General features: G+C 70.2%; 14 protein-coding genes. 11 read left to right on the forward strand and 3 right to left on the reverse strand.

The window, feature by feature from the left end:
• Positions 1-164: 164 nt before the first annotated feature.
• On the reverse strand, positions 165-929 hold the full coding sequence (locus FK529_RS13545) for a queuosine precursor transporter (protein WP_231703070.1): 765 nt from the start codon (positions 927-929) through the stop codon (positions 165-167).
• Positions 926-1,354: a DUF4307 domain-containing protein gene (locus tag FK529_RS13550; RefSeq protein ID WP_146561968.1), complete on the reverse strand. Its 429-nt coding sequence runs from the start codon at positions 1,352-1,354 to the stop codon at positions 926-928. The genes FK529_RS13545 and FK529_RS13550 overlap by 4 nt, the downstream gene beginning before the upstream one ends.
• A gap of 60 nt (positions 1,355-1,414) precedes the next feature.
• On the opposite strand from FK529_RS13550, the gene mca reads away from it, so the two are divergent.
• The 3 genes from mca to FK529_RS13565 all read left to right on the forward strand — a co-directional run bounded on the left by mca (position 1,415) and on the right by FK529_RS13565 (position 4,611).
• Positions 1,415-2,281 (forward strand): mycothiol conjugate amidase Mca, encoded by an 867-nt coding sequence (gene mca / locus FK529_RS13555; RefSeq protein ID WP_146561970.1) that lies wholly within the window; start codon positions 1,415-1,417, stop codon positions 2,279-2,281.
• Entirely contained in the window at positions 2,281-2,619 is a 339-nt protein-coding gene (locus FK529_RS13560) for a hypothetical protein (RefSeq protein ID WP_231703079.1), read from the forward strand. The genes mca and FK529_RS13560 overlap by 1 nt, the downstream gene beginning before the upstream one ends.
• A gap of 75 nt (positions 2,620-2,694) precedes the next feature.
• Complete coding sequence (locus FK529_RS13565) at positions 2,695-4,611, forward strand: ArnT family glycosyltransferase (RefSeq protein WP_231703080.1); 1,917 nt, start codon at positions 2,695-2,697, stop codon at positions 4,609-4,611.
• On the opposite strand, the gene FK529_RS13570 is transcribed toward FK529_RS13565, so the two are convergent.
• Positions 4,612-4,944: a hypothetical protein gene (locus tag FK529_RS13570; RefSeq protein WP_205124388.1), complete on the reverse strand. Its 333-nt coding sequence runs from the start codon at positions 4,942-4,944 to the stop codon at positions 4,612-4,614.
• A gap of 259 nt (positions 4,945-5,203) precedes the next feature.
• On the opposite strand from FK529_RS13570, the gene FK529_RS13575 reads away from it, so the two are divergent.
• The 8 genes from FK529_RS13575 (at position 5,204) to FK529_RS13610 (ending at position 13,486) form a co-directional block, all read left to right on the forward strand.
• A complete protein-coding gene (locus FK529_RS13575; protein ID WP_146561974.1) occupies positions 5,204-7,174 on the forward strand; it encodes a thioredoxin domain-containing protein in 1,971 nt (656 codons plus the stop codon).
• 193 nt (positions 7,175-7,367) lie between these two features.
• On the forward strand, positions 7,368-8,426 hold the full coding sequence (locus FK529_RS13580; protein WP_146561976.1) for a 3-deoxy-7-phosphoheptulonate synthase: 1,059 nt from the start codon (positions 7,368-7,370) through the stop codon (positions 8,424-8,426).
• 101 nt (positions 8,427-8,527) lie between these two features.
• Positions 8,528-9,061 carry a DinB family protein gene (locus FK529_RS13585; RefSeq protein ID WP_146561978.1) on the forward strand — a complete coding sequence of 178 codons (534 nt, stop codon included), beginning with the start codon at positions 8,528-8,530 and terminating at the stop codon, positions 9,059-9,061.
• Positions 9,054-9,806, forward strand: a complete 753-nt coding sequence (locus FK529_RS13590; protein ID WP_146561980.1) for an SDR family NAD(P)-dependent oxidoreductase — start codon at positions 9,054-9,056, stop codon at positions 9,804-9,806. The genes FK529_RS13585 and FK529_RS13590 overlap by 8 nt, the downstream gene beginning before the upstream one ends.
• A 109-nt stretch (positions 9,807-9,915) precedes the next feature.
• Positions 9,916-10,776 carry an ABC transporter permease gene (locus FK529_RS13595; RefSeq protein WP_146561982.1) on the forward strand — a complete coding sequence of 287 codons (861 nt, stop codon included), beginning with the start codon at positions 9,916-9,918 and terminating at the stop codon, positions 10,774-10,776.
• A complete protein-coding gene (locus FK529_RS13600; protein WP_146561984.1) occupies positions 10,773-11,831 on the forward strand; it encodes a taurine ABC transporter substrate-binding protein in 1,059 nt (352 codons plus the stop codon). Before FK529_RS13595 ends, FK529_RS13600 begins: the two co-directional genes overlap by 4 nt.
• Complete coding sequence (locus FK529_RS13605) at positions 11,828-12,613, forward strand: ABC transporter ATP-binding protein (RefSeq protein WP_146561986.1); 786 nt, start codon at positions 11,828-11,830, stop codon at positions 12,611-12,613. Before FK529_RS13600 ends, FK529_RS13605 begins: the two co-directional genes overlap by 4 nt.
• A 66-nt stretch (positions 12,614-12,679) precedes the next feature.
• Complete coding sequence (locus FK529_RS13610) at positions 12,680-13,486, forward strand: isoprenyl transferase (protein WP_146561988.1); 807 nt, start codon at positions 12,680-12,682, stop codon at positions 13,484-13,486.
• The last annotated feature ends 1 nt before the right edge of the window (position 13,487 follow it).

Genomic DNA, 13,487 nt, shown 5'->3' on the forward strand with positions numbered 1-13,487 from the left:
TCGTCCTTCGTCGTAGTCGGCACGGTCCACTGCGGGATGTCACCATCCCGCAGCCGACCGGCCCCGGAACGGCGCCCGGGGCCCGTAAATGCAGCAATACACGGCTCCAAGCGGAACCGTGCATCCGCCGATTCTAGCATGGGAAACGGAACGGGGCATCCGGATCAGGCGGCCAGGAGTGCCTGCTGGTAGGTGGGCTCGCGTCGCTTGAGGAAGCCGCACAGCGCGTAGCTCAGCGGCATGATGACGATCTCGACCAGCGTCTTCCACACGAATCCGAGGATCAGGTAGTTGAGGAACTGGCCCGCGCTGGTGAAGCCGAGGGCGGGGGCGGCGATCGAGCAGAAGACGAGGGTGTCGAAGAACTGGCCGACCACGGTGGAGCCCAGCAGGCGCGACCACAGGTGCTTCTCGCCCGTCCAGGCCTTCATCCGGACCAGGACCCAGGAGTTCATGAACTCGCCCACGAGATAGCCCGCGAGGCCGGCGATGAGGAACTGTGGGACCACGCCCACGACGGTGTTGAAGGCCTCGTTGTTGGGCCAGCCGGGGGCGGGCGGGAGCAGCGTGGTGACCCAGAAGCTGAGCGCCGCGAGCGTGAGGATCGCGAACCCGGTGAGGATCACGCGGCGCATGACGCGGAAGCCGTAGACCTCGGAGATCACGTCGCCGAGGACGTAGGCGAGGGGGAAGAGGTAGAAGGCGCCATCGGTGGCGATGCCGTTGACCTGCAGGCCGAAGAACTCGAACTGCAGCGATGGGGCGAACAGCACGGCCTTGGTGCCCGTGATGTTGCTGATGATCATGACGCCGACGAACAGGCCGACGATCGGGGGCAGGTAGGGGGACGAGACGGTGGCGAACGCCGGCCGCGCGCGGACGCGGGCCGGCCGCCCAGACTTCGGGGTGGGGGAGGTGTCAGTGCTCACGCACGGTCAAGATACGCGGGCACGTTCGTCCCGCAACCGAAGACGTCCCCGACGGCGGGCGGTTCGGTGGTACGCACCTCGCCGGACACGACGATGACGGGGTCCGCCGACGGGGCGACGTAGAACTCGCGTCGCCCGATCTCGTCGCCCGCCTTGTTCTTGGCGTAGACGATGCAGCTGACCGCCTGCTGGGGGTCGGTGCGGGTGACGGTGACCTGCACGTCCACCGCGGAATCGGACAGCACCTGGTAACCCGCGGTCTCGCCGGTGACCGGCTGCCGCGCGAACTTCTGGTAACCCACCCACGCGAGCCCGATGCCGAGGATCACGACCACGACCAGCCCGATGATCCCGAAGCGGCGGGTACGCGCGGGATCACGCTCGTCGGGGTAGCGATCGGAGGGGCGGACGGGGGCGGTCGACATGCTTCCATCGAAGCACACCCGGCGCGGCGAGCCGTCAGTCGATCGTGGAAGACTGGGGACATGACCGGTTACCGCCTCCTCGCCGTCCACGCGCACCCGGACGACGAGTCGAGCAAGGGCGCCGCCACCATGGCGCGGTACGCGGCCGAGGGGAACGACGTGCTGGTCGCGACGTTCACGGGTGGCGAACGGGGCGACATCCTCAACCCCGCGCTGGACGTCGCCCGCGTCAAGGACCGCCTGCCGGAGGTGCGTCGCGAGGAGATGGCCAAGGCCGCCGCGATCCTGGGGGTCGAGCACCGCTGGCTCGGCTTCGTCGACTCGGGCCTCCCCGAGGGCGACCCGCTGCCCCCGCTCCCCGAGGGCTGCTTCGCGCTGGAGCCGGTGGAAGTGCCCACGGAGGCGCTGGTGCGCCTGATCCGCGAGTTCCGCCCGCACGTGATGCTCACGTACGACGAGAACGGCGGCTACCCGCACCCGGACCACATCATGACCCACACCGTGTCGATGGCGGCGTACGAGGCGGCCGCAGACCCCGAACAGTTCCCCGACGCCGGCGAGCCCTGGCAGATCTCGAAGGTCTACTACTCCCACGGTTTCCTACGCGGCAAGTTCCAGGCCTTCGCCGACGAGTTCGAGAAACACGGCCACGAGAACCCCTACACCGAGTGGCTCGCCCGGTGGAAGGACGAGAAGAACGACATGATGGCCCGCGTGACCACGCAGGTCGAGTGCGGCGAGTACTTTCCCGTGCGCGACGACGCGTTGCGCGCCCACGCCACGCAGATCGACCCCAACGGCCCCTTCTTCGCGGTGCCGATGGAATGGCAGCAGCGCCTATGGCCGACCGAGGAGTATGAATTGGCGAAGACGAAGGTGAGCAGCAGGATGCCCGAGAAGGACCTGTTCAGCGGGATCGAGAAGTGATGGGGCCCCTACTGCAGCTCGCCACGGACGTCACGATCCTCGCACAGGACCCGCAGAAGCCCAGGGGGCCGGAGTTCGGCAAGTCGGGCCCGCTGGGCCTCGCGGTGATCGTCTTCCTGCTGGCCGTGACGTTCCTGCTGATCCGCTCGATGAACAAGCACGTCAAGAACCTCCCCGAGTCCTTCGACGACGAGACTCCCGGCGAGGGCGATGAGGCCGGCGGCACCGAGCACGGCGCCATCGAGCACGGCGCCATCGAGCACGACGTCTCGCTCGCCAAGGGTGACGGCGCACCGTCGGGCCGCGACGACGGCGCCGGGGGCGAGACGCGCCGCTAGGCGCTCACAGCGACCTCCCAGCCCGACAGGCCGGTCCGCCCAGTTCCGCCCGCGAGGGTGGCGTCCGTGAAGTACATGACTCCGCGGCGCTGGGCCGTGACCGCACTACTCGCCGCTACGGCGCTGCTGTACTGCTGGAACCTGTCGATCAGCGGCTACGGCAACGACTTCTACGCCGCCGCGGCCCAGGCCGGCGGACTGAGCTGGAAGGCGTGGCTGTTCGGCTCCCTCGACCCGGGCAATGTGATCACCGTCGACAAGCCGCCCGCGGCACTGTGGGTGACCGGCCTGTTCGTCCGCGTCTTCGGGCTCTCGTCCTGGTCGATCCTGCTGCCGCAGGCGCTGATGGGGGTCGGGACCGTCGGGCTGGTGTACCTGACGACGCGGCGGCTCCTCGGCTCGCTTCCCGCGCGCATCACGACCGGAGGAGCTCTCCTGGCCGGCGCCGTGACCGCCCTCACCCCGGCCGCGGTGCTCATCTTCCGGTTCAACAACCCCGACGCGCTGCTCGTGCTGCTCATGACCGCCGCCGCCTACTGCACCGTGCGGGCGTGCCAGGCCGCGTCGTGGCGCTGGCTCGTGGCGTGCGGCGCGCTGCTCGGCTTCGCCTTCCTGACCAAGATGCTGCAGGGCCTGCTGGTGCTGCCCGGCTTCGGCCTGGCCTACCTGCTGTTCGCGCAGACCTCATGGCTGCGGCGGGGCCGTGATCTGACGCTGGGTGTCGTGGCCGTCGTCGTCTCGGCGGGCTGGTACGTGCTGCTGACGGTGCTGTGGCCCGCGTCCTCGCGCCCGTACATCGGCGGCTCGAAGGACGGCACGTTCATGGACCTCGTGCTCGGCTACAACGGCCTGGCGCGGATCGTCGGGAACAGCGGCGGCGATTCCGGCTTCGGTGGCGGCGGCGGTGGGCCGGGCGGCGACGCCGCCACGGGCACCTCCTTCGGCGGCACCCCGAGCCTCGCACGCCTGTTCAGCAACGAATTCGGCAACGAAATCTCCTGGCTGCTGCCCGCGGCTCTGCTGGTCCTCGTGATCGGCCTGGTGCTGGTGGCGCGCCGCCGCCTGGACCGCGATCTCGCGCTGGGGCTGACGGTCTTCGGCACCTGGCTCGTGGTGACCGGCGTGGTGTTCTCGTACATGAGCGGCACCGTGCACCCGTACTACACCGTGGCGCTGGTCCCGGCGATCGCGGTGCTCGTGGGCGCCGGTGCGGCCGTCACGTGGAGCCGGAGGTCGACGGTGCCGGGCACGCTCGCGCTGATCGCGTTGGTGCTCGCCGCCGGCGGGTGGGGCATCGTCCGCGCCTGGCGGGCGGGGTACGCCTGGCCGGCGCTGGGGATCGTCGTGGGCGTGCTGATGGCGGCGGCGATCGTCGCGTTGGTCGTGACCCGGCGGAGGGTCGGGCGTGCGGTGGCGGTCGCGCTCGTGTTTGCACTGCTCGCCGGCGGCGTTGCGACAGCGGCGTTCTCCGTCTCGACGGCGGGTACCGCGCACAGTGGCGGCGTGCCCACCGCGGTCAAGACCGCGAAGTCCGGCGACGTGTTCGGCGGCGGTCCGGGTGGTGGGCGCGACGGGAGGGCACCGTCGGGCGGCGGGGCGAAGGTGGAGCTGCCGGCGGGCGTCGAGCTGCCCGACGGTGCGCGCGACGGGGCCGGCGGGCCGGGCGGCCAGGCCGCGAGCGCCGAGCTGGTCGCGCTGCTCAAGAGCACCACCACGCCGTGGGCAGCGGCGGTGAACGGCGCGCAGAGCCAGGGCTCGCTGCAACTGAACTCGGGCCGGCCGGTGATCGCGATCGGCGGGTTCAGCGGCTCCGACCCCGCGCCCACGCTCGCGCAGTTCCAGCAGTGGGTGAAGGACGGGAAGGTCTCGTACTACGTCTCCACCGGCGGCTTCCGCCCCGGCGCCGGGAAGTCCGAGATCCAGAGCTGGGTGGAGAAGAACTTCACCGCGACGAAGGTCGGGAGCGCGACGGTCTACAAGCTGGTGGCGTAGTCATCCAAGGAGATCGATGGATACCGCGAAGGGGACAGCGGTGTTCACCGTGCCGATGAACACGTCCCCGTCGCGGTAGGACTGGGCCGCCGGGTCGAGCACGTAGGTGTACACGATCGGGGGTTCGTCGGCGGTCCACTCCTCGCCCGCTGCGGCATCAAGCGCGTTCGCCAACAGGCGAGCGAGGCGGTTGTGGCGTTTCGATGCGCTCGGCCTCACGACGACCATCCCGTCCACGATCTCGATGCCGACGCATTGCTCCTCGGACCAGGAGTCGTACTGCTCGGCGCTGATCTGCGAGCGCATCCACGACGGCGCGACGAATTCCGTCACGAGCGCCTCCTTCGCGGATGAATGCGACTACTTCGAGGATACGTCGGTCTAGTTCCGAATTAACCGCAGCGTGTATCCGCACACCGAGGCGGGCCGGACGGAGCCGCCCGTACCGGCAGGCACCCGGCGCGGGCGGCACCGTCGGACTAAGGCGACGGCGTCGCTAGCGGAAGACGTCCGGCATCAGGAGCGCCATGTCGACGCTGATCCCCGTTCGTCGACAACGCGCCGTGTCTGCGGTCTGAGGCAGGATGGGGACATGAACCGTCTCGGCGCGTCCACCAGCCCCTACCTGCGCCAGCACGCGGACAACCCGGTCCACTGGCGGGAGTGGAGCGAGGCCGCGCTGGCGGAGGCAGCCGAGCGCGACGTGCCGATCCTGCTCTCCATCGGCTACGCCGCGTGCCACTGGTGCCACGTCATGGCGCACGAGTCCTTCGAGAACGAGACCATCGCGGCGCAGATGAACGCCGGCTTCGTCTGCATCAAGGTCGACCGGGAGGAGCGCCCCGACCTCGACGCGATCTACATGAACGCCACCGTCGCCATGACCGGGCAGGGCGGCTGGCCCATGACCTGCTTCCTCACCCCGTCGGGCGAGCCCTTCTACTGCGGCACCTACTACCCGCCCGAGCCGCGGAACGGCCAGGCGAGCTTCCCCCAGCTCCTTGAGGCCATCACCGACACCTGGCGCGAGCGCCGCGACGAGGTGAGCCGGGTGTCCGGGCAGGTGGCCGCGCACCTGCGGCAGGCCTCCGCCGGCCTGCCCGACGGTGCCGCCCCCTCCGCGGACGACCTGGGCGCCGCGGTCCGCGCGATCTGCGCCGACGAGGACCCGTCGGGCGGATTCGGTCGCGCGCCGAAGTTCCCGCCGTCGGCCACCGTCGAGGCCCTGCTGCGGCATCACGAGCGGACCGGCGACCCCGCCTCCTACGGCGTGGCCGTGCGGTGCGCCGAGGCGATGGCCCGCGGCGGCATCTACGACCAGCTCGCCGGCGGCTTCGCCCGGTACGCCGTGGACGCGGACTGGGTGGTCCCGCACTTCGAGAAGATGCTCTACGACAACGCCCTGCTGCTCCGCTTCTACGCGCACCTGGGCCGGCGGACCGGCTCGCCACTGGCGCTGCGCGTGGCGGACGAGACCGCGGACTTCCTGATCCGCGACCTCGGCGTCGACGGCGGCGGGCTCGCCTCCTCGCTCGACGCGGACACCGTCGTCGACGGTCACTCAGTCGAGGGCGCCACCTACGTCTGGACGCCGGACCAGTTGGTCGAGGTGCTCGGTGAGGCCGACGGTGCCTGGGCCGCCGAGATTTTCGCGGTCACCCCGGGCGGCACCTTCGAGCACGGCAACTCCACCCTGCAACTGCTCGGCGAACCCGACCCGGTGCGTCTCGCGGACGTGCGCCGGCGGCTCTTCGACGCACGCACGCTGCGACCGCAGCCGGGCCGCGACGACAAGGTGGTGACCGTGTGGAACGGCCTCGCGATCACCGCCCTCACCGAAGCGGGCCGGCTCGACGAGGCCGAGGCGATCGCCAGGTACGTGCTCGAAACCCATTGGGACGGTGAGCGACTGCGCCGCAGCTCGCTCGGCGGAGCGGTCGGAGAGGCCGACGGGATGCTGGAGGACTACGCTGCGCTCGTCACCGGGCTGCTCGCACTGGCGCAGCACGCCGGCGGATCCGAGTGGGCCGCAGCGGCTGCGGCGATCCTCGACGCCGCGGTCGAGCGGTTCGCCGATCCTGCGGCGAGCGGGAGCTGGTACGACGCACCGTCGGACGGGGAGGCGCTCCTGACTCGTCCGCGTGACCCCGCCGACGGCGCCACCCCTGCTGGGGCGAGCCTCATCGCCGAGGCCCTCACCTACGCCGAGGCGCTGCTCGGCGAGCGGTACGCCGCGCTCGCCGCCGCCACGCGGGCGCGCTCGGGGGAGCTGATCCGGCGCGTACCGCGCGGCGCGGGGCACCATCTCGCCGTGGCCGAGCAGGCCGCGGCGGGGCTGCAGATCGCCGTCGCCGACGGAGCCGGCGCCGCCGCGCTCGTCGCGGAGGCGCGACGGCTGGCGCCCGGCGGCGCGGTTGTCGTCGCCGGAGCGAAGGATTCGCATCCGTTGCTGGAGGGGCGCGGGCCCGTCGACGGGCGGGCTGCGGCGTACGTGTGCCACGGCGCCGTGTGCTCGCTGCCCGTCACGGACGGTGAGACCCTCGCCACAGAGATCCTGCGCTAGCTGTGCTAGGTTCGGCTCGTGGGTATGAACGCGTATTGGCGCTTTATCGAGGCTCCGGGTGGAGCCGTCGGTGATGCGCGCGTGCGCGGATAATCCCGACCGTACGAACCCGGAGCCGAAGGCAGCGAGATCACTCGCTGCCTTTTTCTATGGCACCGGAAGGGCTCTGGTGCCTCCACCAGGAAGGTTTCCCATGACCATCGAACTCGAAACGCCGGCGTCGACATCGAACCGCCGGGTCTCGGCGTTCCACGCGATCCCCTCGCCGCTGCAACTGCGGGACGAGCTGCCACTCGCGCCCCGCCTCGCCGCCCAGGTCGAGGCCGACCGCGCCGCGGTCGCCGACGTGATCGCCGGCCGGGACCAGCGACTGCTCGTCGTCGTAGGCCCCTGCTCGGTGCACGACACCGAGGCGGCCCTCGACTACGCCCGAAGGCTCAAGCCGATCGCCGACGAGCTCGCCGACGAGCTGCTCGTCGTGATGCGCGTCTACTTCGAGAAGCCGCGGACCACCGTCGGGTGGAAAGGCCTCATCAACGACCCCGGCATGGACGAGTCCTACGATGTGCCCCGCGGCCTCCGCACCGCCCGGCGGCTGCTGCTCGACATCCTGGAGACCGGCCTTCCCGTGGGCTGCGAGTTCCTCGAGCCGACGAGCCCGCAGTACATCGCCGACACCGTCGCCTGGGGCGCGATCGGCGCCCGCACCACCGAGTCGCAGGTGCACCGCCAGCTCGCCTCCGGGCTGTCGATGCCGATCGGCTTCAAGAACGCCACCGACGGGAACGTCCAGGTCGCGATCGACGGTGCGCTGTCGGCCGGGGCACGGCACGTCTTCTTCGGGACCGACGACGAGGGCGCCGCGGCGGTCGTCGAGACCGTCGGCAACGACAACTGCCACATCATCCTGCGCGGCGGCCGCGGCGGCCCCAACTTCGACGCCGCGTCGGTGTCCGCCGCCGTGGGCGCGCTGGAGAAGGCCGGCCTCGCGCCGTCGGTGATGGTGGACTGCTCGCACGCCAACTCGGGGAAGGACCACGTCCGGCAGGCCGAGGTGGCGCGCGAGATCGCCACGCGCATCGCCTCGGGGGAGCCCGGCATCTCCGGTCTCATGCTCGAGTCCTTCCTGGTCGCGGGCGCGCAGCAGCCCGGCCCCGGGCAACTCGTCTACGGCCAGTCCGTGACCGACAAGTGCATGGACTTCGGCACCACCGACTCGGTGCTGCACGATCTCGCAGCCGCGCTGCGCTGAGGCGTGTCCCGAAATTCGGGTGCTGCGGCCGGTCGCGGCGGGATCGCGCCGCGAACCGCCGGAAACCCCGGAGTTTCGGAACGCGGAGTAGGTTGTTCGCCGTGGCGATCACACCGGATGTCAAGGACTGGACGTGGGTCATAGAGCGGCCGTGCGCGGACTGCGGATTCGACCCGTCGACGGTCCGCCGCGAGGACGTAGCCGACCGCATCGCCCGCTCGGCGGGCGGCTGGGACGCCGCGCTCGCCCGCCCGGATGCGATGCGACGCCCCGACGAGCAGACCTGGTCGGTGCTCGAATACGGCTGCCACGTGCGGGACGTCCACCGCATCATGCGCGAGCGCCTGGCGCTGATGCTGACTCAGGACGGCGCGACGTTCGCGAACTGGGACCAGGATGCGACGGCCGTCGAGGACGCCTACGGCGAGCAGGACCCGAGCGCCGTCGCCGCCGAGCTGGCGCGTGAGGCGCAGGCCTTCGCCGAGTCGTATCGCGGCGTCGGCGGTGGCGACTGGGCGCGGACGGGGCTGCGCTCCAACGGCTCCGCGTTCACAGTCGATTCCTTCGCCGTCTACGCCCTGCACGACCTGGAACATCACCGTATCGACGTGGGAATGGAGAACACGCATGGCTGAAGTCGCCGTCGTCACCGGAGCGAGCAGCGGGATCGGAGCCGCCACCGCGCGGCATCTGGTACGTGCGGGGTTCGACGTGGTGATCGGAGCCCGCCGTACCGAGCGGCTGGAGGCGCTCAAGGCCGACATCGAGGCTCAGCACCCGGAGCGGATCGTCACCGCGCTGCCGCTCGACGTCTCCGATGTGCAATCGGTGAAGGCCTTCACCGACGCGATCGAGAAGGTCGACGTGCTCGTCAACAACGCGGGCGGCGCCCTGGGCGTGGACCGGATCGAGACCGCCGACGAGGCCGACTGGGCGCGCATGTACGACATCAACGTCCTGTCGATCCTGCGGGTCACGCAGGCGCTGCTGCCCAAGCTGCGGGCGTCGCCGGCCGCGAGCGTCGTGACCATCGGCTCCGTCGCCGCGCTCGAGGCCTACGAGACCGGTGCCGGCTACAACGCCGCGAAGCACGGCGCCCGCGCGGTGACCCGCGTGCTGCGCCTGGAGCTCAAGGGCGAGCCGATCCGCGTGATCGAGATCGACCCCGGCCTGGTGGAGACGGAGTTCTCCGTGGTGCGGCTCGGGGGCGACAAGGAAGCGGCCGACAAGATCTACGAGGGCGTCGACAATCTCACCGCCGACGACATCGCCGACGCCGTGACCTGGACCGTCACCCGTCCGCCGCACGTGAACATCGACAGCATCCACATCATGCCCCGGGACCAGGTAGCCGCTCGCAACGTGCACCGGCGCACCTAACGATCACCGGCGTACCTAACGATCACCGCGATTCGAAAGGTTCCGCAACGGATAGTCGTCTGACAAAGTCTGTCGGTCGAGTGCCCAGGGGGGTGCCGGAGAGGAATCCATGGCCGGGGAGCCCCCGCTACTGAGGGTCAAGAACGCTGTCATCGAGCCGCTGCCGCAGGCGGTCAGGTCGTGGCTCGTCCGCATCATCGCGCTGCTCGTCTTCGTCGCCGTGTGGTGGCTGGTGAGCGGGCTGCGGCTGATCGACGAGACCTTCCTGCCGACGCCGAAGGCGGTCTGGGACGCCGCGGTGCGCGCGAGCACCTGGCACCAGGTGGCTCCCGGCGTGCCGCGCGAGGTGCTCGGCGAGCAGAACTATTTCCTGTGGGAGCACCTGGTCGCCAGCCTGCAGCGCATCTTCGCGGGCGTCGGCGCGGCGATCATCATCGGACCGCTCCTCGGCTTCGCCATGGGCACCTCGAAGACGATCAACACGATCATCGAGCCCTACCTGAACTTCCTGCGCGCACTGCCGCCGCTGGGCTACATCGGCCTGCTCATCGTGTGGTTCGGCATCGGCGACACCTCGAAGATCTGGCTGCTGTTCCTTGCCGCTTTCCCGGCGATCGCGATCTCGACGGTGAACGGTGTGCAGGGCGTGAGCCAGGACCAGATCAACGCCGCCCGCGCGCTCGGCGCCAACCGGTTGCAGACCATCCGCGGCGTCATCGTCCCGGCCACGTTGCCCGAGGTCATCAACGGCATCCGGATCGCCGTCGGCTTCGCCTGGACGACCGTCGTCGCGGCCGAGCTCAACAACGGTATCCCCGGCATCGGCGGCCTCGCCTACCTCGCCGGCCAGCAGCTCAACACCCCGCTGACCATCGCCTGCATCATCGTCATCGGAGTCACCGCCCTGCTGCTGGACTCGCTCATCAAGTGGATCGGCCTGCTGGCCGTCCCGTGGAAGGGGAAGGCATGAACCGCCTGAAGCGCTTCGTGCGCGCGGCGTTGGTGACCGGCACCGTCGGCCTCACTCTCACCGGTTGCATCGTCGAGTCGGGCCGGGCCGAACAGTCCCGCTCCATCGGCGGGGCGACAGCGTGCCCCGTCGACCCGGACCCGACGGTGACGGGCACCGTCAGGATCGGCTGGCAGGAGATCCCGAACGGCGACCTCGTCGTCAAGGACACCGGCCTGCTCAAGACCTGCCTGCCCAACGTGAACGTCGTGTGGAGCAAGTTCGCCTCCGGCGGCGACGTGATCCAGGCCTTCGGCGCCAACAGCCTCGACGTGGGCCTGCTCGGCAGCGCGCCCGCCGCGAAGGCGCTCAGCGCACCGCTCAACATCGACATGAAGGTGATCTGGATCCAGGACCGGATCGGGGCCGCCGAGTCGCTCGTGGCCCGCGGCGACGGCATCAAGACCGTCGCCGATCTCCGGGGCAAGCGGATCGCGGTGCCCTTCGCGTCGACGGCCCACTACAGCTTGCTCACCGCCCTCGACAAGGCGGGAGTCACCGACGCGCAGGTCATCAACCTCGCGCCGGATGCCATTCGCGGCGCCTGGGGCGGCGGCCAGATCGACGCCACGTACATCTGGGAACCCACCCTGAGCCAGCTCAAGGGAACCGTGCTCACGACGAGCGCGCAGGTCGCCGAGCAGGGGGCACCGACGTACGACCTCGAGGGCGCCCGTGGCGATTTCGTGAAGAACAACCCGGCCTTCCTCAAGGTGTGGACCGCCGTCCAGGGCTGGGCCGCGAATCTGCTGAACACCGATCCGAACAAGGCGGCCGAGCACATCGCCGGCCAGCTCGGCGTGCCGCCGGACCAAGTGCTCACGCAGATCAAGGGCTACGCCTACTTCGACGCCAAGACTCAGGCCGGCCCCGACCACCTCGGCGGCCAGTTGGGTGCCGACATCCGCAAGACCGCGGAGTTCCTGCTCCAGCAGGGGCAGGTGCAGGGCGTCGCTCCGGCGCAGCACTACATCGACGGCGTCTACGCCGAGGCCGCACAAGGGGGAGCGAAGTGACCCGCACCGAACGCGTCGAGCTCACGGGGGTCGGTAAGACCTACGACACCGCGAGCGGGCAGACCATTGCGCTGCAGCCGACGGACCTGACGATCGAGCCGGGCGAGTTCGTCTCCATCGTCGGGCCCTCGGGCTGCGGTAAGACGACCCTGTTGCGCCTCGTCGCCGGGTTCGAGGACCCCACCGAGGGCGTCGTCGAGGTCGGCGGCGCGCGGGTGACGGCACCGTCGGCCGACCGCGGCGTGGTCTTCCAGGCACCCACTCTGTACCCGTGGTTGACGGTGCGCGGCAATGTCGAGTTCGGGCCCAAGGTCAGCGGCGTGGGCAAGGCCGAGCGGCGGGAGCAGGCGCAGAAGCTCTTGGACCTCGTGGGCCTCGGCGACTTCGGCGACAAGCGGCCCTACGAGCTCTCCGGCGGTATGCAGCAGCGCGCCCAGATCGCCCGCGTGCTGGTCAACGACCCCGCGATCGTGCTCATGGACGAGCCCTACGGCGCGCTGGACGCGCTCACTCGCGAGCGCCTGCAGGTGGACCTGCTCAAGATCTGGCGAGAGGCGGGAAAGACCATCGTCTTCATCACCCACTCGGTCGAGGAGGCGGTCTTCCTGAGCACCCGCGTGCTGGTGATGAGCGCCCGGCCGGGCCGCGTGGTGATCGACCGCAAGGTCGAGCTTCCGAGCGACGGACCGGACACGGTACGCGACCCGTCCGTGACCGCTTCGCCCGAATTTCAAGCCCTGCGTACGGAGCTCGCCGCCGCGATCTACGCTGCCCACGGCTGAACCTCAGCGGGAGCACAGGGCTGGCGGCGTAGTGTTGCCTCCGTGGTGAGTGCCCTCAGACTGCCCGTGTCGCTTCCTACGGATGCGGCCCGCAAGCTCGTCTCGCCCGCCTACGCGCTCTACGAGCGACGGTTGGTGAGCGAGCTCACCAACGCCTATCGTGATGGCGCGCAGCGGCCCCGCCACGTGGCGGTCCTCTGCGACGGCAATCGGCGCTGGGCGCGGGCCGCCGGGTTCAGCGACGTGAGCCACGGCTACCGCATGGGTGCGCGGAAGATCGCCGAGATGCTCGAGTGGTGCGACGAGGCCGGCATCGAGCTCGCCACCATCTACCTGTTGTCGACCGAGAACCTGCAGCGCGATCCCGACGAGCTCGCCGCACTGATGGAGATCATCACGGACGTCGTCGAGGAGATCTCCGGCCCGGACAAGAACTGGTCCGTCAAGATCGTCGGCGCGATGGACCTGCTGCGGCCCGACGCGGCGCGGCGACTCACCGCCGCCGCCGAGGGGACCGCGGGTCGCACCGGCACGCACGTCAACGTGGCCGTCGGCTACGGGGGACGCAAGGAGATCGTCGACGCGGTCCAGTCGCTGCTGCGCGCGCGCATCGCCGAGGGGATGACCGCGGAGGAGTTGGTGGACGCGGTCACCGTCGAGGGGATCGACCAGCACCTGTACACCAAGGGGCAGCCCGATCCCGATCTCGTGATTCGTACCTCGGGGGAGCAGCGGCTCTCCGGCTTCCTGCTGTGGCAGAGCGCGTACAGCGAAATCTGGTTCACCGAGGCCTACTGGCCGGAGTTCCGCCGCGTCGACTTCCTGCGGGCGCTGCGCGACTACGCCGCCCGGCACCGCCGCTTCGGCGCGTAGC

This window comes from Tsukamurella asaccharolytica (assembly GCF_007858435.1).
Classification (GTDB): domain Bacteria; phylum Actinomycetota; class Actinomycetes; order Mycobacteriales; family Mycobacteriaceae; genus Tsukamurella; species Tsukamurella asaccharolytica.

Coding starts and splice junctions, on each gene's coding strand:
- FK529_RS13550 (WP_146561968.1), bottom strand. CDS start 1,354: ATGTCGACCGCCCCCGTCCGCCCCTCCGATCGCTACCCCGACGAGCGT.
- mca (WP_146561970.1), top strand. CDS start 1,415: ATGACCGGTTACCGCCTCCTCGCCGTCCACGCGCACCCGGACGACGAG.
- FK529_RS13560 (WP_231703079.1), top strand. CDS start 2,281: ATGGGGCCCCTACTGCAGCTCGCCACGGACGTCACGATCCTCGCACAG.
- FK529_RS13565 (WP_231703080.1), top strand. CDS start 2,695: ATGACTCCGCGGCGCTGGGCCGTGACCGCACTACTCGCCGCTACGGCG.
- FK529_RS13575 (WP_146561974.1), top strand. CDS start 5,204: ATGAACCGTCTCGGCGCGTCCACCAGCCCCTACCTGCGCCAGCACGCG.
- FK529_RS13580 (WP_146561976.1), top strand. CDS start 7,368: ATGACCATCGAACTCGAAACGCCGGCGTCGACATCGAACCGCCGGGTC.
- FK529_RS13590 (WP_146561980.1), top strand. CDS start 9,054: ATGGCTGAAGTCGCCGTCGTCACCGGAGCGAGCAGCGGGATCGGAGCC.
- FK529_RS13595 (WP_146561982.1), top strand. CDS start 9,916: ATGGCCGGGGAGCCCCCGCTACTGAGGGTCAAGAACGCTGTCATCGAG.
- FK529_RS13600 (WP_146561984.1), top strand. CDS start 10,773: ATGAACCGCCTGAAGCGCTTCGTGCGCGCGGCGTTGGTGACCGGCACC.